Annotated in this window: 15 protein-coding genes; 11 read left to right on the top strand and 4 right to left on the bottom strand. The window is 64.4% G+C overall.

Features of this window, described 5'->3' with window-relative positions; translation table 11 throughout:
* The first annotated feature begins 23 nt into the window (after positions 1 to 23).
* The 5 genes from AC6RV7_RS03150 (at position 24) to AC6RV7_RS03130 (ending at position 8,993) form a co-directional block, all read left to right on the top strand.
* A complete protein-coding gene (locus tag AC6RV7_RS03150; protein WP_500092447.1) occupies positions 24 to 2,930 on the top strand; it encodes a hypothetical protein in 2,907 nt (968 codons plus the stop codon).
* A 14-nt stretch (positions 2,931 to 2,944) separates the two neighbouring features.
* Entirely contained in the window at positions 2,945 to 5,137 is a 2,193-nt protein-coding gene (locus tag AC6RV7_RS03145; protein WP_500092446.1) for a beta-galactosidase, read from the top strand.
* A gap of 62 nt (positions 5,138 to 5,199) precedes the next feature.
* On the top strand, positions 5,200 to 6,027 hold the full coding sequence (locus tag AC6RV7_RS03140) for a helix-turn-helix transcriptional regulator (RefSeq protein ID WP_500092445.1): 828 nt from the start codon (positions 5,200 to 5,202) through the stop codon (positions 6,025 to 6,027).
* Between the two features lie 117 nt (positions 6,028 to 6,144).
* Positions 6,145 to 7,404 (top strand): Gfo/Idh/MocA family protein, encoded by a 1,260-nt coding sequence (locus AC6RV7_RS03135; protein WP_500092444.1) that lies wholly within the window; start codon positions 6,145 to 6,147, stop codon positions 7,402 to 7,404.
* A 17-nt stretch (positions 7,405 to 7,421) separates the two neighbouring features.
* The gene (locus AC6RV7_RS03130; RefSeq protein ID WP_500092443.1) at positions 7,422 to 8,993 is read left to right on the top strand and encodes a sialate O-acetylesterase; all 1,572 of its coding nucleotides are present in this window, start codon (positions 7,422 to 7,424) and stop codon (positions 8,991 to 8,993) included.
* A 70-nt stretch (positions 8,994 to 9,063) separates the two neighbouring features.
* Here AC6RV7_RS03130 and AC6RV7_RS03125 read toward each other — a convergent pair whose 3' ends face one another.
* Positions 9,064 to 9,468, bottom strand: a complete 405-nt coding sequence (locus AC6RV7_RS03125; protein ID WP_500092442.1) for a response regulator transcription factor — start codon at positions 9,466 to 9,468, stop codon at positions 9,064 to 9,066.
* Between the two features lie 644 nt (positions 9,469 to 10,112).
* On the opposite strand from AC6RV7_RS03125, the gene AC6RV7_RS03120 reads away from it, so the two are divergent.
* The 5 genes from AC6RV7_RS03120 to AC6RV7_RS03100 are packed head-to-tail and all read left to right on the top strand — an operon-like array spanning position 10,113 to position 17,127.
* Positions 10,113 to 11,348, top strand: coding sequence for a glycosyltransferase family 2 protein (locus AC6RV7_RS03120; RefSeq protein WP_500092441.1), 1,236 nt, complete (start codon positions 10,113 to 10,115; stop codon positions 11,346 to 11,348).
* Positions 11,349 to 11,362: 14 nt separating this feature from the next.
* Positions 11,363 to 13,096: a hypothetical protein gene (locus tag AC6RV7_RS03115; protein WP_500092440.1), complete on the top strand. Its 1,734-nt coding sequence runs from the start codon at positions 11,363 to 11,365 to the stop codon at positions 13,094 to 13,096.
* On the top strand, positions 13,093 to 14,655 hold the full coding sequence (locus tag AC6RV7_RS03110) for a glycosyltransferase (RefSeq protein WP_500092439.1): 1,563 nt from the start codon (positions 13,093 to 13,095) through the stop codon (positions 14,653 to 14,655). The genes AC6RV7_RS03115 and AC6RV7_RS03110 overlap by 4 nt, the downstream gene beginning before the upstream one ends.
* Positions 14,652 to 16,229 (top strand): glycosyltransferase family 39 protein, encoded by a 1,578-nt coding sequence (locus AC6RV7_RS03105; RefSeq protein ID WP_500092438.1) that lies wholly within the window; start codon positions 14,652 to 14,654, stop codon positions 16,227 to 16,229. Before AC6RV7_RS03110 ends, AC6RV7_RS03105 begins: the two co-directional genes overlap by 4 nt.
* A gap of 22 nt (positions 16,230 to 16,251) precedes the next feature.
* On the top strand, positions 16,252 to 17,127 hold the full coding sequence (locus AC6RV7_RS03100) for a glycosyltransferase family 2 protein (protein WP_500092437.1): 876 nt from the start codon (positions 16,252 to 16,254) through the stop codon (positions 17,125 to 17,127).
* Here AC6RV7_RS03100 and AC6RV7_RS03095 read toward each other — a convergent pair.
* Positions 17,117 to 19,327, bottom strand: a complete 2,211-nt coding sequence (locus AC6RV7_RS03095; protein WP_500092436.1) for a hypothetical protein — start codon at positions 19,325 to 19,327, stop codon at positions 17,117 to 17,119. The genes AC6RV7_RS03100 and AC6RV7_RS03095 overlap by 11 nt on opposite strands.
* Before the next feature lie 187 nt (positions 19,328 to 19,514).
* On the opposite strand from AC6RV7_RS03095, the gene AC6RV7_RS03090 reads away from it, so the two are divergent.
* Complete coding sequence (locus tag AC6RV7_RS03090; protein ID WP_500092435.1) at positions 19,515 to 19,895, top strand: VOC family protein; 381 nt, start codon at positions 19,515 to 19,517, stop codon at positions 19,893 to 19,895.
* Positions 19,896 to 19,924: 29 nt separating this feature from the next.
* On the opposite strand, the gene AC6RV7_RS03085 is transcribed toward AC6RV7_RS03090, so the two are convergent.
* Positions 19,925 to 20,800: a DNA-3-methyladenine glycosylase family protein gene (locus AC6RV7_RS03085; protein WP_500092434.1), complete on the bottom strand. Its 876-nt coding sequence runs from the start codon at positions 20,798 to 20,800 to the stop codon at positions 19,925 to 19,927.
* Positions 20,797 to 21,300 (bottom strand): hypothetical protein, encoded by a 504-nt coding sequence (locus tag AC6RV7_RS03080; RefSeq protein ID WP_500092433.1) that lies wholly within the window; start codon positions 21,298 to 21,300, stop codon positions 20,797 to 20,799. Before AC6RV7_RS03080 ends, AC6RV7_RS03085 begins: the two co-directional genes overlap by 4 nt.
* Positions 21,301 to 21,351 lie beyond the last annotated feature (51 nt).

Here is a 21,351-nt window from a genome sequence, read left to right as displayed (position 1 = left end):
CCCACTCCGTCGCAGGCTCCCCCATGAAAAACCAAAACCCCCGGTGGCCGATCCGCCACCTCGCCGCAGCTTTGCTCTGCGTTCTCGCGACCGCCCCGTTGACCTTCGCCTGGACCCCGCCCGCGAATCCCGATTTCGCTACGCCCTTCGCCAAAGCGACGGTCTGGGATGTGATCACCGCCAAGAATAACTCCGGCAAGGTCGGTCGCGGCAATCCGACCTCCAGCCCACCGACCAACCTTTCCGAGTTGGGCAACGTGTCGCTGCGCGCGCTCCAGCTTTATCGCTATGACGCATCGCGGATTCTCTCGTCGCAGTCGTCGCTCGGGTTGAGCGATTTTGCGTCGACTGCCGACTACCTCGCCTACGTTTCCTCGCTGGTTCAGCTGCAGATTCAACTGCACGATATTCCGTATACGGTGACCAACGCCTGCGGTGTGACCTCCGCGCCGACGACCACGCTGAAGAGCGACGTCTTCGTCCCGGGGCCGTATGGTCGGGCGGTTTTCCTGTTGAAGAGTCTGGATCCCGCGGCGCTCTCGGCGGTGAACCCGGCGGCGGCGACGACGGGCGAAACGTTCGAGGGCACGTTTGTCCGGCGGATGGCTTCGGAGCTGGTGCCGCACGCGAATCTGCTGCTCACCCGCCGGCTGTTGGGCTACGGCAATCGGGAGCTCAGCATCCTGATGGGGAATTTCGTTTTGTATCGAATGTATGGTGACGGCTCGACGTCCCTTACCGGCCTCGGTCTGAGCCCCGCTGATCTGAGCGCAACCCAGGCGCACCTTGCGCTGAATGCGACGATCGTCGAAAACTACTGGAACGATCTGATGACGCATGTGGAGCCGGACGAAAACTCGTCCAACTACACTCGCATCGGATTGCGAGCCATCCTCAACCTCGCGGATATCCTCGGCAAGACGGACGCCGATCCGGTGACGAACCCGAACGTTGCCGATCTTTCCAGCAGCTTCTATACAACGGTCGCCAAGAACGCGTGGCTGGTCTCGCCGGCGGGATATCTGCCGATCTACGGCGATAGCTATTTCGAATCGGAGTTTCTCTCGGATCCGCCTTTCCTCAGTTCCACGGTGAATCCGCTCACCCCGCCGCTCGGCGCGTGGGTGCATCACACCAACACCTCGTTCATTTATCTCGTCGAGCGCGTCGGACGCCTCGCCGCCCTGAACGGAGTGACCGCCGTTTCGTCGAGCGAACTCGTGGGCATTGCGCGCAAGATGTGGACGCAGCTGAAATGGTTCAACGCCAACGCCGTCGTCCTGCCGGAATGGATCATGACGCCGAACACGACGGCGACGAATCCGCTGCGCGGCTCTGAACTGATCACCTATCGCCCGCCGGTCGCCGGCACGAGCGTCGATCGACCGGCCAAGCTGGTCGTGCGGCCGACCTCCGAACCCGATGCACCGATCGCGATGATGGACGTGGCGACGGGAGATCACAGCCATCCTTCGAAGCGCGGCTCTATCGGCTATTACGAAGTCGAGCAGTCGCCATTGTTCTATAATTACGGACGGTATCTACAGGGAGACTACTTCGGAAATCAGGTCGTGCTCCGCCAGACCTCGGGCAACGATCTTTTTCCGCTCACCACCTCGTCGGCGACCAATGTCACCGTCTCCGACCTCCCGATTTCCGACGGACAGTGGCACACGCTCACGTTCAATCTGGGCGATTTCAGCTGGAATCGGGCGACACCGGACGCGTCCTCGATCGTTCATCTCGACGCCCTCAGTCTCGCGGTGACGGCCAGCGCGACCGACTACGCGGATATAAAGTTGGACAATCTCCGGCTGGTGAGTCGCGACGGATCGAGCGTTTCCCTGATCAATGCCTGCGACGCCACGGCCAACTGGACGGGCAGCGATCTCGCGATCGACACGACCGACAAGACCCAGGGCACGGGCTCGCTCGTCATCGGCTTCAACTCGCCCTGCACGGGATATAGCCTGCGCAATCTCGCTGCGCTCTTTCCCAACGGGATCGACGTCGCGCAATATCCTTACCTGCGGATCGACTATAAGTCCGTTGTGTCCGCCGGCTCGCATCTCCCGCCGTATCGGATCCAGCTGCGTTTCGACGGCGGACCGGGCAAGAACGACGCCACGCAAACGACGCTCGCGAGCGTGCCGACGCAGGCGCATCGCGTTTATGACACCTGGTATTATATGACTCCGCATCCGGTGTTCGATCTCGCCAGCGGTGCCACGGACACGTTTGTCGCGGATGTTCCGGCGCAACAGTTCAGTCACGGACGGGCGACGTTCGATCACTACGGCACCTGGGATCACACACTGAAACGGAGCTTCGCTCTGACGCTCGAAGGCGTGCTGGTGATCGTCGATGAGATTTCCTCACTCGATCCGGAGGGTGGCGCCACGAACTGGCAGGCCGCGTCGTTGTGGCAGTTATACACTCCTGGAATCACTGGGACGGACTGGTTCAGCGCGGCTTGGGAAGTTCCGTTTCCGGATGTGACGGCGACCGGCAGCCCGTGGAGCGGCGGCCGGGGTTTTGTGGTGAAGTTCGGCACCAACGGCGGGCTCGGGAAAACGCACTTGGTCAAGGTTCCGGGTGTCCAACTCACCAACGAGGACCGAATCCGCCGCGGCTCCAACACGACGCCTTCGACGGTGAATCACGACCTCAACATCGCCCTGGTGCAGCAGCCGCTGACTTCGGGCACGGTTACGCTCGTCACCGTGGTCGCGCCGCAGCCGCGCGGTCAGGACAACACCTACACGCGAGCGATCGGAAACGGCATTTCGATCACCAACAGCGCCACGACCGGCGTGACGGTGACCGTCGCCGCCTATCCTTCGATTTCGGGCGGCCCCGGAATCGTCGCCGAAAACCTGACGATCGGCCGTTCGTTGAGCGGCACCTGGAGCGTCATCCGCACTCCCTGAATCACGCATCTTTCATGCTTACATCATCCGCACCAGCTGCAGCACCGGAATCGCCGATGGATCGAGGACTGAGAATCGATTCCCGGTCCTGTATCATCGATGGGAAACGGCGGCTGCTGCTGTGCGGAGCGATCCATTACCCCCGCAGCACGCCGGCGATGTGGCCGGCGTTGATGCGGTCCGCCAAAGACGCCGGCCTCAACTGCGTAGAGACCTACGTTTTTTGGAATCAGCACGAGCCGGTGCGGGGCAGCTTCGATTTTAGCGACAATCTGGATCTTCGAAGGTTTTGCCAACGTGCCGCCGACGAGGGTCTGTATGTTTTCCTGCGTCCTGGTCCGTATATTTGCGCGGAGCAGGACTTCGGTGGATTTCCGGCCTGGCTACGCGAGGTGCCCGGCATCCGGTTTCGAACCCGCAACGAGCCGTTCTTCGCGGAAGTGAAACGCTGGCTGGACTATTTGTTCGAGTATATCCGCCCACTGTTCCGTCCGAACGGCGGCCCGATTATCGCGCTTCAGGTGGAGAACGAGTTTGCCAACATCAGTGCTGCGTATGGCGCGGAGGGTGTCGCCTATCTCGAATGGTTGCGCGATCTCTTCGCCAGTTATGGCGCTGGTGTTCCCCTGACGACGTGCAATCCGGCCGGCGACGACGGCGCGATGGCGGCGCTCGATCAGGTGCCGGGGACTGTGCCGACCATCAACTCGGGTTTCGCGCATCCCTTCGTACGGGCCTTTCGCAAATGGGCGCCCGCGTATCCGTGTCTCTGGACCGAAGCGTGGATGGCGTGGTATCAGGTTTGGGGACTGCCGCGCGCCTGGCGTCCGGCGAGTGATATGACCTTTTGTTCGGCGCGATTTTTCGCCGAAGGTGGCAAAGGGATAAACTATTTTCTCTGGCACGGCGGGACGAACTTCGGGCGTCAGGCGATGTATCTGCAGGTAACGCAGTACGACTTCGATGCCGCCATCGACGAGTTCGGCTGCCCGTCGGCGAAATACGATCTGCTGAAATCGCTGCACACGGTGCTGCTCGAATATGAAGATGTCCTCGTCGAAAACGATCTGCCGGAAGCGCATGATTTCTCGTCGAAGACCGGAGTGAGGATTTATCGACGCGGAGAGCGCTCCCTCACCTTTTTGTTCAACGATGCTCCGGCTGGCAGCGCGGCGATGGTGCTCGAATACGGCGGGCGCACGTGGCGCCTGCCGGGCCAGACGGTGGTCGCGCTCGCCGATGGGGTGGAGCGCTGGCGGGTGGAAGGCGCCCTTGGGCGCGACGCGACGAAGCGCCGCTTCGTCGATCGGGGCGTCGCGTTCTCGCCGGTCAGCGTGAGCGTGGAAGCGATTCCGCGGGAAGGCTGGATCGAAATCGGGCAGCCGCGCGAACAGCTTTCGTTCACGCAAAACTGGAGCGATTATGCCTGGTATCGAGCCCGCCTCGACGTGCCGGCCGACTGCGAGTCTGAGGGCGTGCTGGAACTCGTCGGGATCAACGACATCTTTCAGGTGTTCGTTGACGGCGAGCGGGTGGCGGTGTCGGCGAGTCATTTGATCGAAGATCGCGGGCCGTGGGACGGACCGGATTATCGGCAGCGGTTCGAGCTTCGCCTCTCCGCCGGGAGCCACGAGCTCGCGCTGCTGGTTTGCTCGCTCGGGTTGGTGAAGGGCGACTGGCAGGCCGGCCGGAGAAACATGGCCGAAGAACGAAAAGGATTCTGGGGCAGCGCGACCTGGCGCTCGGGCGATGCAAGTTGCGCGATCACGGGCTGGCAGATCCACCCGTGGCTCGCGAGTGGAGCGGAGCTGCCGATGAAAGGAAACGACGCGACCTTGAGCTGGAGACCTCACGGCGAGGCCGATTTCGATGCGCCGCTGCGTTGGTTCGAAATGGAGTTCGAGTGGACGCCATCCGACGCGCCCGTCGCGCTCGATTTGCGCGGCATGGGCAAGGGTCTCGCGTGGATCAACGGTCGCTGCTTCGGCCGTTACTGGCTGATTCGTTCGCAGGCGCCGGCGGTGATTCACACCGAGCATAACCAGGTGATGCACTTCGACTCGCCGGGTTCTCCGAGCCAGCAGTTCTATCACGTGCCCGCTGAATGGCTTCGCGCGGGGAAAAACCGCGTGCGGTTCTTTGAAGAGATGGGAGGCGATCCGCGCGGAATTCGGCTGGTGGAGTGGCAGGCGGTCTCGCCGGAATGAAGCGTCGCGAACAATAGCGCCTTGCGCAGGAAGGGTGCCGGGCGTCCACTGGAGTCTTTCTCGTGTTACGTTACCTGAGCAAAGGATTGAGAAGGTATGGCACGGTCGACCTGCACCCGCGGGACCACTGCCGCAACAACTGGGAGATCATGGTCGTTCATCGCGGCGTGATGCATCCGCTGATTTACGGCGGGCGCGTGGCAGCCGCTTCTGCGCGGCGCGGCGAGACGCTGTGGCTGATGCCGCCGGAAAGCCGGCATTGTTGGGACGGACCCAAGGACCAGCCGACGGAGGTGTTCGTTTTTCATTTCGCGTCCCTGCATCCGCTGCTGGAGAACTCCCTGCCGCCGACCCGCATGCTTGCGGTGAAGCTCACGGCGGACGATATCGCGGAGATTGGCGACATCTACGCTTACATGGAGGGCCATTATCGATCGCCGATGCCGACCAGCGGGATCGCGTTCGAGGTCGGCATGCTTCGTATTTCTGAGCTCATTCTCCGGCACGATCGGCATCTGGGGTTGATTTCCGGATTCGATCCGAACGCCGAGCGCGTGTTGCAGGCGATCCAGTGGTATCGGGAACATCTGGCCGAAGGCGTGCGGGCGCAGGATGTCGCCGACGCGCTCCACGTTTCACCCGCGCATCTGCGGCGGTTGTTTCTGCAGGTGCGCCGGGAGTCGCCCAACGACAGCTTTGCGCGATTGAAACTCCAGGAAGCCTGCCGGCTGATGTCGTCGACTCATCTGAGTTACAAGGAAGTCGCGGCGCTCTGCGGCTTCAAAGGGTTCAGCGAGTTCTACCGCTTTTTCCGCAAGCACGTCGGGATGTCTCCGTCGGAGTGGCGCGGTAACGAGTTCTATCAGACCTCGGACTCCAAGGCGTCCTGAGCGGGGGCGTCGCATTGGCCATATTGAGGCTGTTTCCGGCCATGTTCCTGTAGTTTGCAGGAGGTGCGCCGGGGGTAAGGGTCGAGGGATGCAGCGTCGTGTCTCCGCGATCCTCCCATGTCCACTCCCGTCGGCGTTGTAGTCAACGGTCTCACCGGTTTCGCCTGGGTGCACCATCGGGCGATTTGGGCGGCGGAACAGAACGGCGTCTGCCGGCTGCTCGGCTATTGCGATCATCAACCGAGCGAGGCCGGCGAACGCACCAAACGACAATATCGGCTGACGGAGAGAGGGGTTCCCTTGTTTTCGGATTTCTCTGCAATGCTGGAGCGCACGGGCGATCGCTGTCATCTGGCCTTCATTCCCTCGCCGCCGACAATTCACGCTGCGGATCATGCGGCGGCGATCGGCCGCGGGATCCGTTGCTACTTGGAGAAGCCTCCGACCTTGGCCCCGGCAGAGTTCGCGGCGATGCTTGCTCGGGAGCGTCAGGTCGGAAAAGCCGCGATCGTGGGGTTCAACGAAATGGCGGATCCGGTTCGCTACGATCTGAAGTGCCGCCTCGCGCGTGGAGAATTCGGCGAGCTTCGGCGCGTGGACGTGATGGGCTTCTGGCCGAGGCCGACTGGTTATTACCGCCGGGCGCGCTGGCCGGGGCGTTTACGCTTGGACGGCCAGCTCGTCCTCGATTCGGTGTTTGGCAACGCGATGGCGCACTACGTTCACGGGTTGTTGTTTTGGGGACGAAGCGATGCCGTGTGGGGCTGGACGTCGGTGTCTTCGGTGGAGGCGGAGCTGTATCGGGTGTATGATATCGAAAGTGCGGATACCGTGTTCGCGCGCGGCGCGCTGGACAGCGGCGTCGTCTTTCGCATCGCCTTCTCGCACGCGTGCACGCCGACGATCGATCCGGTGGAAAGCTTGCACTGCAGTCATGCGACCGTCGCGCTGCAGCGTGGGGCGGCCACGGTGGTTTGGAAAAACGGCAAGGTGGAGGCCATCGCCGCCGATTCGTTGGACTCGCACGATCGCGCCATCGCCCGGGCGATCGCGGAAATCAGGGGTGAACCGGTCGCGATCCCGAGCGTCGGGCTGGAGCAGTGTGCGAGCTTTGTGGAAATGAACGCGCTGCTCCATGTGGCTGGAGGGACGATTCACTGCGTTCACGACCATGCGGCCTCCAGTCCGACGGCGAGATGGATCGACGGCATCGAAGTCGTCGCCCAGCGCTTCGTAAACCAAGGGCTGTTGCCGAGCGAACAGGGACTGCGCTGGGGCCGACGCGGAGGCTCGGCCACTCCGAGCGATCTCGATCAACTCGAACGGGTCATCGCAGCCAATTGCGCCGCGGCGGCAATCCCCTCAGACCAGGCTTAAACAACCCCATGCGAACGATGAAACTCCTCCTGCGATCTCCAATTATTTTTGGCGCAATCCTGACGGTCTTCGCGGTCTCCGCTCACGGGAAGGCGGCCTTGGCGAACCTGTTTTCGGATGGGATGGTGCTGCAGCGCGAACGCACGGTCGCGGTGTGGGGGCAGGCGGAGCCCGGAGAGAACGTGACCGTGCGTTTCCGCGGAGCGGAGAAAACGGCGGCAGCGGACCGCGCCGGCCGCTGGCAAGTTTACATTCCCAGCGGCGACGCGGGCGGGCCCTTTCCGCTCGAGGTGAAGTCGGAAGCTGCGATGCAGTCCCTGCGGGCGTGGGTCGGCGAAGTATGGATCGCGAGCGGCCAATCGAACATGGAGCGCCGCGTGGGACAGGACAACAGCGCCGACGATCTCGCTGACGCCCTGTCGCAGGCCCCGGCGCCGACGCTTCGCATGTTCACCGTGCAACGCGCGATGGAGCCGGAGCAGCCCGCAAAGGACGTTCGCGGCACCTGGCAGGAGGCGAGCCCGGAGACGGTGAGGGAATTTTCGTCGGTGGGTTATTTTTTCGCGCGGAAGCTGAGCCGGGAACTGAACGTGCCGGTCGGCATTATTCACACATCCTGGGGCGGCACGTATGCGGAAACCTGGTTGTCTCGTGAAGCGCTCGATCCGACCCCGACGGCGGAGCGTTATCGCACGAATTATCAGAAGCGCCTCAAAGCTTACCAGGAGCAGTCGGCGGCGTTTGCGCGGCTCGATGACGAGGCCAGGAGAAAAGCCACGCCACCATTCGCGCCCGTCGCCCCGAGCAGCTTGTTCAACGGGATGATCGCACCGCTGGCTCCGTATACGTTCCAAGGCGTGATCTGGTATCAGGGCGAAGCCAATATCGGGAACGGCTACCAATACCGCGATTTGTTGACGGCGTTGATCACGGATTGGCGGAAGCTTTGGCAGACTACGTTCCCCTTCCTCATCGTGCAGATCGCGCCTTATCGGGCGGTGGTCGATCATCCGACCGAAAGCAACAGTGCGCTCCTGCGGGAATCGCAGCGTTATGTGACGCAGCACGTGGAGAACACGGGCCTGGTGGTGACGAGCGATCTCGGACACGAGTGCGACGTTCATCCGATCCCCAAAAAGCCGGTGGGGGAGCGCTTGGCGGCGCTCGCGCTTAAGCGGACTTACGGGCGCTCCGTGGTGGCGAGCGGGCCGAATCCGCAACGCGTCCAGATTGAAGGGCGCTCGGTGCGGATCAACTTCGAGGACATCGGCAGCGGGCTGGTTTCGCGTGAATGGGAAAAGAGTCAGCCCAAGCGGGATCGTCAGGACTATCTCGGCTTCGCCTGGCGGGCGAAGCCGGTCTCGGCCACGGCACCGGCGCCGGAGCTGCTGGATTTTACTTTGGCGGGTGAGGATCGCGTGTTTCATCCGGCCGAGGCGCACATTCACGGAGAGGCGGTGGTTGTTTCCTCGCCACAGGTCTCGGCACCGCGCTTCGTCCGCTACGGATGGCAGGAGCATCCGATTGGAAACCTGTTCAACCGCGAAGGATTTCCGGCGACGCCATTTGAAGCGGCGGTGACGCCATAATCTTGGCCGGCGATCCGGCCGCGCTGCAGCACCAGAATGTGGATACGAGATTCGACCGCGCCGTCGCGGCTCAGGGGTGAGCGCAGGTGGCGGGCGTGAGCGGCGCGGCGCCGGCGGGCTTGAGACTCACCAACTCGCGCGCCCGCTCCACCAGTTGCCGGAAATTTGTTTTCTGAAATACCTCCGTCGCTCCGGCGGTGGGGACGATTTCGGGCGCGCCCGAAACCACGATCAGCGGCGTGATCTGGTCCGTCTCGCGAATCGCCGCGATCAACTCCGCGCCGGACATCCCGATCATCTTCATGTCCGTGATCACCAGATCGGGCTGACGCCGCCGGTAAAAATCCAGACCCGCTTCGCCATGTTCGACGCACGTCACCTGGGCCTGCGGAATCGCGCGGCGCAGGAGGTTGCCGATGACCTCGCGGGCCATCTCGTCGTCGTCGACCAGAAGAATGGTGGGGTTCGAAATCACGCAGGAACGGCGCAGACTCTAATCGACACTCGTTGGCAGGATTTCATCGCTAAAGTAAACGTCGTCTCGGAATCTTCGTCTGAAACGGGCGCGCCTCCCGCTGGACGGGCGCCACCAAGGACGGGAGATTTCATGGAAAAGACGGTTTCGACGTTCACGAATCTGCCATGAATCTCAGCGGAAGTCACGCCATGACTTGGCACGGACGCCGTCCTTCGCACAAATCGGGGAAAGCCTGATGCCTCGCCCGGAGTTGCGTCCAAGCACATTCAGGCCACTGGCGAAAGGCACCAGCTGGGAAAAGTAACCGTTTGGAGGATACACGAGGGATGAAGGTCGGCGTTATGGTGCAGGCGCTTCGGCTGAGCGGTCGCCCTGACGCTACACGGTGTCGATGCCGTGGAAACCGCTGATGAATCGTCATTTTCCCGGAAGTTTAGCGGGTAGTGAGGGAAAGCCTGACGTCTGGCTTGGGGGATTTATCGGACGTAAGCGGCGCGTTGTCGGAACAACTGACCGCCCTGATCGACTGAACTCAACCGCGGCCGCGGCGGTTCAACCGGTGCCGGTATTCGGGGCCCAGAAAGGGCCCGCGTTACGGGCGCAGGCTGAAGCGTGTCGGTGCCGTGCGAAAGCGAGGTTACATGTCGATCGAGCTGACCATTCTCATGCCGTGTCTCAACGAAGCCCGCACGCTGCCGGCGTGTGTCGCGAAGGCGCAGGCTTTTCTCGCGGCGCATGGCGTCGACGGCGAAGTGGTGGTGGCCGACAACGGGAGCACGGACGGTTCTCGCGAGATCGCCACGCGGATGGGGGCGCGCGTGGTGCCGGTTCCGATCCGCGGATACGGAGCCGCCCTGGCGGCCGGCATCGCGGCGGCGCACGGTCGCTTCGTCATCATGGGTGACTCCGACGACAGCTATGACTTTTCCGCGCTGGCCCCGTTCGTGGCGGAACTGCGGGCGGGTTTCGATCTCGTGATGGGCAACCGTTTTCGAGGCGGGATCCGGCCCGGGGCGATGCCGGCCTCGCATCGTTATTTCGGAAATCCGGTGCTGAGCGCCGTCGGGCGTTTGTTTTTCCGCTGCCGCACGTGCGGCGATTTCTACTGTGGGCTGCGCGGGTTCAGAAAGGCGGCGGTCGAGCGGCTCGATCTGCAGAGTCCCGGCATGGAGTTCGCCCTCGAGATGATCATCAAGGCCGGCATGCACGGGCTGCAAATCACGGAGGTCCCCACCACGTTGTCGCCTGACGGCCGGGATCGCGCGCCGCACCTGCGGACTTATCGCGACGGGTGGCGCAGCCTGCGGCTTTACCTGCTGATGAGTCCGCGCTGGTTCTTCGGCGTACCGGGCGCGGTGCTGTTCTTGGCGGGCGCGATCGTCACCACGCTGCTCGCGTTTGGGCCGGTTTCGCTGCTCGGCGTGAAGTTCGATTATCACACGATGCTTTATGGCGCCTGTGCGGTGGTGATCGGTTATCAATCGCTGCTGTTTGCGGCGTTCGCGAAGTTGATGGCGGTCGAAGTGGGGCTGCATCCGCCGGTGACGCGGCTGTGGTTTTTGGAGGAGCGCAGCATGTTCGAACGATTGCTGGTGGCGGGCGGAGTGCTGGCGGTGGCGGGCATTCTACTGGGCGCGGTGGCCACCTGGGACTGGTCGGAGGCGAATTTCGGCGACCTCAGCCCGACCGGGACGATCCGGCTCGTGATCTTCTCGGTGCTTTGCCTGCTGCTCGGCGGCCAGACGGGCCTGGCCGGATGTCTGCTCGGCATTTTCAATTTGCTCGCCGGCCGGCGCCGGCACCGGGCATTGAAGCCAGCGGCTGCCGACGAGATCGGTCCGGCGCATCCGTGGGAGGCGGTCCGGCCCCCGGTATGAGCCAGGATCTCGTCATGGAATCTTCGATACAGCGGGCGCCGGCCAGCGCGCCGGCTCGGCGGGCCTGCTGGACGCGGCCCGTGACCTACGCGGTGGTGGCGGTGGCGGCGCTGGCGTTGTGGGCGGTGCGCTGGCGCGGCCCGATCGATCTGCGTTACGATGCCGCGGTCTATTATGTGCTCGGGACCTCGCTCGCCGAGGGACACGGGTATCGCATCTTGAGTGAACCCGGCGCGCCGGAAGGCGTGCAATATCCGCCGTTGCTGCCGGCGATCGTGGCTTTGCACCAAAAGGCACTGGGCACGAGCGATCCGGCCGTAGTCGGGCCGTGGCTGCGGGGGACCTTTGCGGCTCTCTTCGTGGTTTACGCCATCGCGGCCTTGGCGCTTGCCCGCCGTCTTCTGCCGCCGGGGCTCGCGGTGCTGGCGGTGCTGCTGACGCTGGGTCAGGCCAACACCTACCTTTATTCCGATCTGTTGTTCACGGAGCTGCCGTTTGCGCTCGCGAGCGTCGGGTTTGTCGGCGTGCTCGCCGTCTCTCCGGCGACGCGCGGGCGGGAGGCGGCGGCGTTCGGGCTCGCGTCGGCGGCGTTTCTGCTGCGTTCGGCGGGGATCACCTTGCTCGCGACCTGGGTCGCAGAGGCGTTGTGGCGCCGCGACTGGCGACGGGCCGGGCTGCGGGCGCTGTTGGCAGCGGTGCCATTTCTCGCCTGGCAGACGCATATCGCGGCCGTGCGGAAGAGCGAAGACTACCGGCATCCCGCTTACGCGTATCAGCGGGCCAATTACCAGTTCTACAATGTCACTTACGCCGAAAACATGTCGCTGGCGGATCCATTCCGGCCTGAGCTCGGCCCGGCGACTCCCGCCGTTTGGGCGAAGCGCGTCCTCGAGAATTTGGCCGCGATGCCGGCGGCGGTGGGCGAGTGCGTGAGTGAATCGATCGGGTTCTGGCGGGCGACTTTCCTGGGCACGGGCGAAGAAAACGTGCGTCAGCACGTTTGGGAAAATCGTTGGGCGCGGATGCCGCTTTACATATTGTTTGGCTTCGTGGCGGTCGGTGGGGCGGTGTTGTTCGCGCGCCGCGAACGTCCGATGCTGTTGCTCATCGTCAGCTCGATGACGCTCGTCTGCACGACGCCTTGGCCGGAGCAGTTTGCGCGCTACCTGACGCCGCTGATCCCCTTTCTGGCGATCGCGGCGGTGCTCGGCGGGCAACGTGCGTGGGAGTGGCTCGGGACGCAGCCGCGTCGGACGGCGTTGGCGCGTTGGGCGGTGGTGGGTTTTTGCGGCGTCGTCGTTCTGGTGCAGCTGGCGGCGGCTTACTTCGTTTTCCGCCAACGCCATTATGAGCCGGCGACGTTCGTTCCCGGCCGTGGCCTCACGGCGCCGCGGTTGTTCTATTATGGACCGGCGTGGGTCGATTGGGAAAAGGCAGTGCGCTGGGTGGGGCGCGAAGCGTTACCGGGAGACGTCGTCGCCACCACCTCGCCGCATCTGTGCTATCTCTGGACGAGGCTGCCCGCGGTGATGCCGCCGATGGCGCACGATCCGGCCGAGGCGCGGCGCCTGCTCGACACCGTGCCTGTGCGTTGGGTGATCGTCGATGAGCTGAAGTTTCTCGACATTTCGGAGCGCTATGCCCGGCCGGCGGTGGAGGGTGAGACGAAGGATTGGCGGCTCGTGAAGACGATCGGCGGTGCGCGCATTTACCGGCGCGTGGAGCCCGGCCAGGAGGAGGCGTCATGACGGCGGACCAGGCGAATGCAATACCGATCACCGACGCGCTGCTCGCGACACTGCGGAGTCGCGAAGCCTATCGCGACCGGTATTGGCGCGAACGCGATCCGATCGCGGACGATCGCCTGTTGTGGCGGGCGCAGAGCGTGCGCCACACGGTGCATCTGCTGCCGGGACAAACGATTCTCGAGCTCGGTGGTGGCGAGGGCCGGTTCACCCGGGCGCTGCTCAAGGTGACGCGCGGGGGGAATCCGGTCACCGTGCTCAGCTTCACGGCGGCTCCCGCGCAGGAGGGCGTGGAGCAGGTGTCGGCGTCCGGGTTCCCCGGCGTTCTTGCCGGGCGGCAATTCGACTGCATCGTCGCGATGGACCTGCTCGACCGTGAGATCGCTCCGGACCTGCTGCAGGTTGTCTTCGATCTGCTCGCGCCGGGCGGTGAGGCGATTTTCTACGAGAGCAATCCGTGGAATCCCGTGCTCAATCTCCGGCGCGCGCTCGGCGCGCTGATCGGACGGAAGGATCCGCGCCGTCTGCTGGCGCGGTCCCGATTGTATGAGTTGGTGTCGGAGATCGGGTTCGTGCGCGTGTATTCAGTTTATAACGACTTCGTCTATGCGCCGCTGACCCGCTCGCTGGTCTGGTGGTTCAAGAACCTTTCCATCCTGTTCGAGAACGCGCCGCTGGTGTCGCGACTGGCAGGGTCGATCCTGTTGCACGCGCAGAAACCGCCGCGCCGCCGGCCGGAGTCCGCGCAGCCGCTGCCGGTGCACCCCTCTCTGCGGGGTGCGGTGTCTGTCGTGGTCCCGTGCCGGAACGAGGAGATGAATGTCGGCGGGTTGGTGACGCGATTGCTGGAGCTGTATGGGGGTTATGTGCACGAGATCATCCTGCTGGACGACGGCAGCGCGGATGGGACGCGCGAGGCGATGCGCGCGCTGGCGGCGCAGGATGCCCGGGTGCGGCCGATCTTCCGTGAAGCGCCGCACGGTGTCGGACGCGCGATCGTCGAAGGCCTGCGGGCGGCGACCGGCCGTTACGTGCTTACGATCGACTGCGATTTCCAACACCTGCTGCCGGAGTTTCGCGACCTGTTTGATGCGGCCGCGTCCGGTTACGACGTGGTGATGGGCAGCCGGTTTTCTCGTCACAGCGTGCTGCTGAATTATCCCTTCATGAAGATCGTGGCGAATCGCGGCTTTCACACGCTCGCGCGCTGGCTGCTGGGTTGCGCGTTTCGCGATGTGACGAACAATCTCAAACTGATCCGGCGCGAGGTGGTGGACGATCTGGTGCTGCGCCAGCCCGGCTTCGCCGTAAATGCGGAGACGGGCATCCAGCCCTGGTTGCTCGGCTACAAGGTGCGAGAGATTCCGATTTCGTGGATCAATCGCACGCCGGGCATGGGCACGTCGTCGTTCCGGCTGGTGCGGGTGGGCGGCGGTTACTGGCAGGTGCTGGCCGGGCTGTGGCGACGTCGCTGGCTGGGCAGCGGACCGTATCGGGACTTGCGCCGGGGGCGGGGAGCACAACTGCGGGTGATGCCCGCCACGGAATCCGTCCTCACGTGAAACGGATCTGGCTCTGGCTTCTCCTGCTGGGCGGGACCGCGGCGGTGCAAACCGGCATCGCGCTGCGCAGCGGGCTATGGGCCGACGAGGTGTTCTCGCTGGCGATGGCGACGGGGCACAGCGTCGAGCATCCCGCGCGGCTGGCCGATCCCGCCCGGGGCGACTTCGTGGAACCGCCGGAGGCGGTGCCGGTGGAGTGGTTTCGTGGATACATGACGTTTCCCGAACGCGGCGCCGGCTGGACGGACGTGCTGCGGGCGGTGCGGCTGTCCGACACGAGCCCGCCGCTGTATTATCTGCTGCTGCATGGCTGGCTGCGGATCTTCGGGACGGGCGACTTCGCGCTGCGCGCCTTCTCGATGATCGCCGCGCTGGGTTGCGTGCCGTTGGTCTTCGCGCTTGGACGGCGGTTGGCGGGCGAACGCGCGGGCTGGATCGCGGCCGGCCTCTTCGCGGCGTCGCCGCTCGCGTTATATTACGGGACGGAAGGGCGCATGTATGCGTTGTGGTGGCTGTGTGTGCTCGTGACGGCGCTCGCCTCATGGGATTGGAGCGAAAACGGGGCGCGGCCCCGCACGATGTCGCTTTGGATCGCCGGCTCGGTCGCGGGACTGCTGGTGCACTACTATTTTGTTTTTCCGTGGGCGGCGTTCCTCGCGGCAATTTTGTGGCAGCGTGGGCTCGCCGGTTGGCGGGCCATGGCGCTCGGAGTGGCAGGCGTGGTTGTGCTCATCGCGCCCTGGTATGTGCAGTTGCCGGAGGTGTTTTCTCGGTGGCGCATCACGCAGGATTGGGTGAGCTGGCGCTCGGCGGATTACCAGCTGCTGCGCGTCGTGTGGGAGGGTTTTGCGCGTCCCTTCAGCGGGGAGGGACACTATCTGTGGAATGCGCGCGGGTGGGCTGAGCTGGGGGCGCTCGTCGTCGTGGGCGGCAGCCTGGCGTGGGCGTTGCGCCGGAGAACGGAGTCGCCTTTCAGTTGGCGCGCGGTGCTGGTGTGGGCGTGGTTTGGGGCAGCGGTCACGGGGCCGATCGTCGCGGATGTGGTGCGCGGCACTTATGTCGCCGAGTATCCGCGCTACGCGACCACAGCCGTGCCGGCGGCGTGCCTGCTCGCCGGTGCGGCAATCGCGACCTGGCGCGGGCGGTGGGCGTGGATCGCGGCTGCGGCCGTAGTGATATTCTGGATTCCGAGTATCGGCAGCATCGGCAAAAGCCGGGGCCGCAGCAGCCAGCCGACCCGCGACGCGGCGCGCCAGGTGAGCGCGGCGACGGTGGCTCAAGATCTGGTGCTCGTGCATTCGATTCCGACCGGGGCGATGTCGCTGGCACGTTATCTAGATACGGCGGCGGACATGGTGGTGTGGATCGGCCAACTCGGGCAGCGCCGGGTGCCGGAATCCATCGAGTCGCTGGTGCAGGGCCGTCGCAAGGTCGTGTGGGTGAAACTGCATGCGGTCGGCGCCCCGGCCCCTGAGGAAGAATGGCTGCTCCAACACGCCCGATTGTCCGGAGAAGGTCGGGTGGCTGATATCTATATTCGAGAATTTCGTCCTAAGGCGGGCGACCAATTCTGACAATTCCGGTCAATTCATCGCCATGGTCCGCGTTTCCGTGCTGATCAACAATCGGGACAACGCTCCCTTTCTGCGGGAGTGCGTGGAGTCCGTGCTGGGCCAGACCCGACAGGCCGAGGAGGTGATCGTGTTTGACGATGGCAGCGTGGATGGCAGCGGCGAAATTCTGGCGGGCTATGGCGCGGCCATTCGGGTGTTGAAAGGCAGGGGCGGCGACGGAACGCCGATGCAAAATCAGGGCCGCGCGATCGAGGCGGCGTTCGCGGCATCAACGGGAGAATTTATTTTCCTGCTCGATGCGGACGACGCGTTTGGTCCACGGCATGTCGCGGAGTATCTGCGGGCGTTCGAGCGCTCGGGGAACGTGATCATGGTGCAGGCGCCGTTGTGGAAGATCGATGCCAATGGTCATGGGCTGGGCTGCGAATACGACGAGCGCCGGCACGCCACGGATTACCTCAAGCACATTTACGCGACGCACGAGGTGAACATTTATTACCCCACGAGCTCGCTCGCGTTTCGACGCCGCTACCTTGAGGCGCGGCTGCCACTGGCGGACGACGACGGCCTCGCGCTCTGGCCGGATGCGAGGCTCGCGTTGATCGCGCCGCATTTCGGCGACGTGGTGACCCTCGAGGAGCCGCAGACCTTTTGGCGCCGGCATCCACGCTCCCACACCGTGGCGAGCAAGGTGAGCGTCTACGAACAAGTGCGGATGAACCGGGTTTATTACAACCGGTTCTGCGCGCGGGCGGGCCTGCCGCTGGTGAGATCCTGGCGCAGCCCGCAGCATCTGAAGCGCTGGCTGCGTCACATCTGTCCGCCGCGGCTGCTCGACTCGTATCAATTTCTCACCGGCGGCGCACGGCGGCCGCCGGCGCGCGGACTCAACGGCTGACGGTGAAGGAATCCCAACGGTGCCAGCCGCTGTTGACGGCCAGCAAACCGTGACGGGTGGCGGTTTGGTTGAAGGCGGCGGTGAAGCTGCCGAGATCGACGCCGTCGACGGAGATGGCGATCGTGCTGCCGGCGAGCACCGCGCGCAGCACGTAGGTGCCGCCGAGCGGGAACGCGCGCGGGATCGAGGCGAGGGTGGTGGTTTTGCCCGCCGCCGTCTGCTGCAACTGCAGCGCGGTGGTCGTTAGCTGCAGGCGCAGGTAGTTGGAGCTGTCGCTGCAGCGCAGAATCACGCCCGTGCAACTGGTCGTGAGCACCACGGCGGACTCGACGACCCCGTCGCTCAAACCCGACTCGATGACCCCGCGAAAACTCGTGTTGGTGCTGGCGAGACCATCGCCGATCGTGGTGGTGCCGGAAAGGATCGACCAGCGGCTGTTTTGATGCGTTGCCGTGTCCGGCGTGCGGCCGGACAGGCTGCCGGAACCGGAGAAGGTGTCGTTGATCGCCAGCTCGGGTGTGCTCGGGACCGGCTCTTCCGCCGGTGGCTCCGGCACCGGTTCCGGGCTCGGTTCTGGAGTTGGTTCTGGAACGGGGGAAACGATCACCTTCACGGCGGACGCGCCCAGATCGAGCGCTGCTGAAGAGATCGGCACGCCATAGAAATCGTGGACGCCCGGTGTGACGCCGAACAGCGCCAGCAGGTCGAGCCCGCGGCCCGCCAGCGGCGAAGAGGCGGGCAGCACATAGGCGGAGAGGGCGGGCAACTCGGTCGCGGAGGTCGGCGCGCCTGCCCGACCCGCGTCCGGGAGCTGCGGATCGACGCGGAAGCCGACGGAAACGCCGTTCAGCGTCTCCTGTCCGCCGGCGCGGAACTTCGCCAGGTCGAACGTGCCACCCCAGTAGTTGTTGTTTTGATACAATGCCTTCGCCGGGTTCGTCGTGATGCCGGCGATGACCGGACCGTTGTGCGAAGCGATGAACAGATTGTTGCGAAACCGGACGCCGGCGATGTCATCGTGATTCTGCACGGACACGAGCGGGGGTTTGCCGCCGCGGGGGTTGGCGCTGACGAAAAAGGTGTTCCCGTAGATGTCCGCATCTTTGATGCCGTAGGGTTCGGAGAACTCGCCGATGTAGACGACGCCCTGGGTGTTCTTGCGGCAGTCGTTCTCGGAGATGTTGTAGCGGACGACGCTGCCGACCAGCGGGGAGGCGTCGCTGAACTGGATGATTCCGATCGCGGGGCCCTCGTTGTTATACGAGTAATTGTATTGGATGACGCAGTTCGAGGAACCGCCGTCGAGATCGTAGGCGCCGCCGTCGAGGGAGCTCGAGCTCCTCTGGTTGTAGACGAGATTATATTGAATCGTGACGGCGCGCGATTCCCAGGTCCAGATGCCGAACGGTCCGCCGCCGGTGGTCGGCCCGTAGCCGCCGTTGTCGTGGGCGACGCTGTATTCGATCGTGCCGCGATCGACGCCCGAAAGGACAATGCCGCTGCCGGTGTGGGAAGTGGACGCGGGATCGCCGCGGTTTTCGTAGGCCGTGCAGTGGGCGACGACCACATCCTCATGCGAGAACTTGGTGCCGTTGCCATCGGGGCGCCAGGTGCCCCAGGTCTTGATGCCCTCGCTGCGGTTGTTGAACGCCTCCACGCGCACCAGCTTCACGTCGCGGAAGCCGGGCCAGGCCGGTGTATTCGTCGAATACCACGCCCAGATCTCGACGCCGTTCTTGAAGCCGGAGACCGCGATGTCGGTGAAATGCAGATAGGGCAGCTTGGTGTTGTCGGGCAGGTAGACGCCTGCGTCGATCCCACTGCCGGCGCTGGTGGCGGCGGAGGCGCCGACGAGGTTCAAGCGGCTGATGTCGAACCCCGCGGCGTTGTAGATTTTGATGGCGGAGCGGTTGCCGGCGGCGATCGTGGCGCGGCCGGCGCCATAGCTGGAGATGACGACCGGCGCGGCGGGCGTGCCGGCGTCGTCGCTGTTGAGTTCGAGCGTGCCGGCGAAAGTTTCGCCCGCTTGGAAGAAAACGCGATCGCCGGGGCGCAAGGAGAGGGCGTTGAGCGCGGTGAGATCGGCGACCGTGACACCGGGCTGGGCGGCCGCCGACGATCCGAGATAGTAGTCGGCGGCATGGAGCTGCGAACCGAGGCCGGCCAGGAGCAGAAAACAACAGGAGCGAAGGGCGTTCATGGTAAATGCCCGCATTCACCGTAGGTGAAATTACCTTACGTCATACCGGGCCCACGCCTTACACGCTCGCGAGCCGATCCGGTCGAGTTGGAAGCGCTGGAGAGGGCTCAATTCACCCCGTGTTTACAGCGCTACCCGGTCCGATCGGCCCATTGATTTTTTCGGCGGCGTCATCAACGTCTGCGGCATGGTTAAAAAGCTCCTCCACACCCGCATGCGCGTGAACGATCTCGAGAAGACCGTGCGGTTCTACGAACAGGCTCTCGGCCTGAAGGTCGCCCGCCGCCACACCTCGCCGCGCGGTGCCCAGCTCGTGTTTCTGCAGACGCCGAACAGCGAGGAGGAGATCGAGCTTTGTCAGCTGCCCGGCAGTCCGAGTGTGCAGGTGCAGCCGGATCTGATGCACCTCGCGTTCGAAGTCGAAGATCTCGCGGCGTTCGCGGCCGAGCTGAAACAAAAAGGCTTCGCGCTGAGCGACGGTCCGACACAGACCGGCAGCGGCTCGGTGATCGCGTTCATCGACGCGCCCGAAGGCTACGAGGTGGAGCTGATCCAGAAGGCAAAGTGAGCCGGTTCGTGCGCGCGCCGCGTGCCGCATCAGCGGCCGGCGGCGCGGCGCTCGAACGCGAAAAGGTACTGCTGGGCCAGTCCCGCCAGGGGCCCGAAATGCACGCGGCCGAAATGCGCGATCTGCGGAGGTTTCCAGCCGCGGAGTCCGTAGCGCTCGGCCATCGTCTTGATGATCCACACGTCGACGGGAAACGCCTCGAGACGGCCGGCGCCGAAAAGCAGCACGCAATCGGCGACTTTTTCGCCGACGCCGGGCAAGGAGCACAGCCGCTCCTTGGCGACCGGATAAGGCAGCGTCTCGGTCTCGTCGAGCCAGCCGGGATGCGCGGCGAGGAAGCGCGCGGTTTCATGAATATACCGGGCGCGAAATCCCAGCAGGCAGCGGCGCAGTTCGGCTTCGGGGACCTCGGCGAGCTCGGCCCAAGTGGGCAATCGGTGAAACCCGCCGGGGAGCGGCACGCCGTGACGGGTCGCGAGGAGCGCCATCATCTGCTTGATCTGCACAATCTGCTTCGTCGCGCTGCAAAGAAACCCGAGCAGGGTTTCGCCGAACGGTTGCCGCAGGATGCGCAAACCGGGAAACTCCGCGATCGCGCGCGCAAGGTGCGCATCGCTGCGCCAAGGTAGTTGGTCGGCGAGTGCGCGGGCATTGCCGTTGGCGTTGAAATAGCGATCGAGCGCGGCGCGGGTGGTGGCTGCGTTTGCACCATCGTCGGCGGTCCAGCGCAACGAGCCGCGCGCATCGAGAGCGAGCTGAACAACGTGAGGGCCGAAAACCCCGCGCCAGGTGTGGTCCGGCTGGCGTTGCCAGCGGAACGCCTGTCCTCCATCGAGCGTTTCGGCGAGGACGGCGGGCGTCAGCGTTCCTTCGAGCGCGAGACGCGGCCAGGCGGACGCGCTCACGGTTGCGCGTCGCCGCGCGCCGTCGGCGTCGGCATTGACCACAGAAAACTCTGTTCGGTCGCGAGCACCGCGTCGTCGCTGCCGAGCAACTCCAGTTTCCACGCGACGGGTTGAATCTTCGCGTCGGGCCAGTCCGTGCCGGTGAGCCCAAGTTGAAACACGGCCGACTTTGCGGGCAACGTGGCGGGAAAGTCGAAGGTGCGCGTCGCGGGCGAATCCGGCAGGATGACCTGCAGTCGAAACTTTGCGGTGGCGTTTGCCGGACCCGTGTTGGTCAACCGCACGAGAAAATAGAAGCCGGCGCGTTCCGCGGGTTGCGTGCGGAGCGTGAGACGGCGGCCGGTGTTTTCCTTGCCGGTGAAATATTCGGAAATGCTGTCGAACGAATCCGCATCGCGCCAGCCCGGCCAGACGCGCACAAACGAAACGTCGGCGGCTTCCGCGAGCGATGCGGCGAGCGAAAGCAGAAAGACGAAAAGCGAAACGACGCGGAGGCGCATGGGAGGACGTTGAGGCGGCGACGAGGCTCCGACAAGCGTTTCGGCGGCTTG

Source organism: Opitutus sp. sgz309028, from assembly GCF_059821195.1.
Note: the sequence above shows the minus strand (reverse complement) of the source record. Positions and strands in the feature narration are given on the sequence as shown.

Bases quoted from the DNA above. Each gene is read 5' to 3' on its own strand.
- AC6RV7_RS03150 (WP_500092447.1), top strand. From the start codon at position 24: ATGAAAAACCAAAACCCCCGGTGGCCGATCCGCCACCTCGCCGCAGCT.
- AC6RV7_RS03145 (WP_500092446.1), top strand. From the start codon at position 2,945: ATGCTTACATCATCCGCACCAGCTGCAGCACCGGAATCGCCGATGGAT.
- AC6RV7_RS03135 (WP_500092444.1), top strand. From the start codon at position 6,145: ATGTCCACTCCCGTCGGCGTTGTAGTCAACGGTCTCACCGGTTTCGCC.
- AC6RV7_RS03130 (WP_500092443.1), top strand. From the start codon at position 7,422: ATGAAACTCCTCCTGCGATCTCCAATTATTTTTGGCGCAATCCTGACG.
- AC6RV7_RS03120 (WP_500092441.1), top strand. From the start codon at position 10,113: ATGTCGATCGAGCTGACCATTCTCATGCCGTGTCTCAACGAAGCCCGC.
- AC6RV7_RS03115 (WP_500092440.1), top strand. From the start codon at position 11,363: ATGGAATCTTCGATACAGCGGGCGCCGGCCAGCGCGCCGGCTCGGCGG.
- AC6RV7_RS03110 (WP_500092439.1), top strand. From the start codon at position 13,093: ATGACGGCGGACCAGGCGAATGCAATACCGATCACCGACGCGCTGCTC.
- AC6RV7_RS03100 (WP_500092437.1), top strand. From the start codon at position 16,252: ATGGTCCGCGTTTCCGTGCTGATCAACAATCGGGACAACGCTCCCTTT.
- AC6RV7_RS03095 (WP_500092436.1), bottom strand. From the start codon at position 19,327: ATGAACGCCCTTCGCTCCTGTTGTTTTCTGCTCCTGGCCGGCCTCGGT.
- AC6RV7_RS03090 (WP_500092435.1), top strand. From the start codon at position 19,515: ATGGTTAAAAAGCTCCTCCACACCCGCATGCGCGTGAACGATCTCGAG.
- AC6RV7_RS03080 (WP_500092433.1), bottom strand. From the start codon at position 21,300: ATGCGCCTCCGCGTCGTTTCGCTTTTCGTCTTTCTGCTTTCGCTCGCC.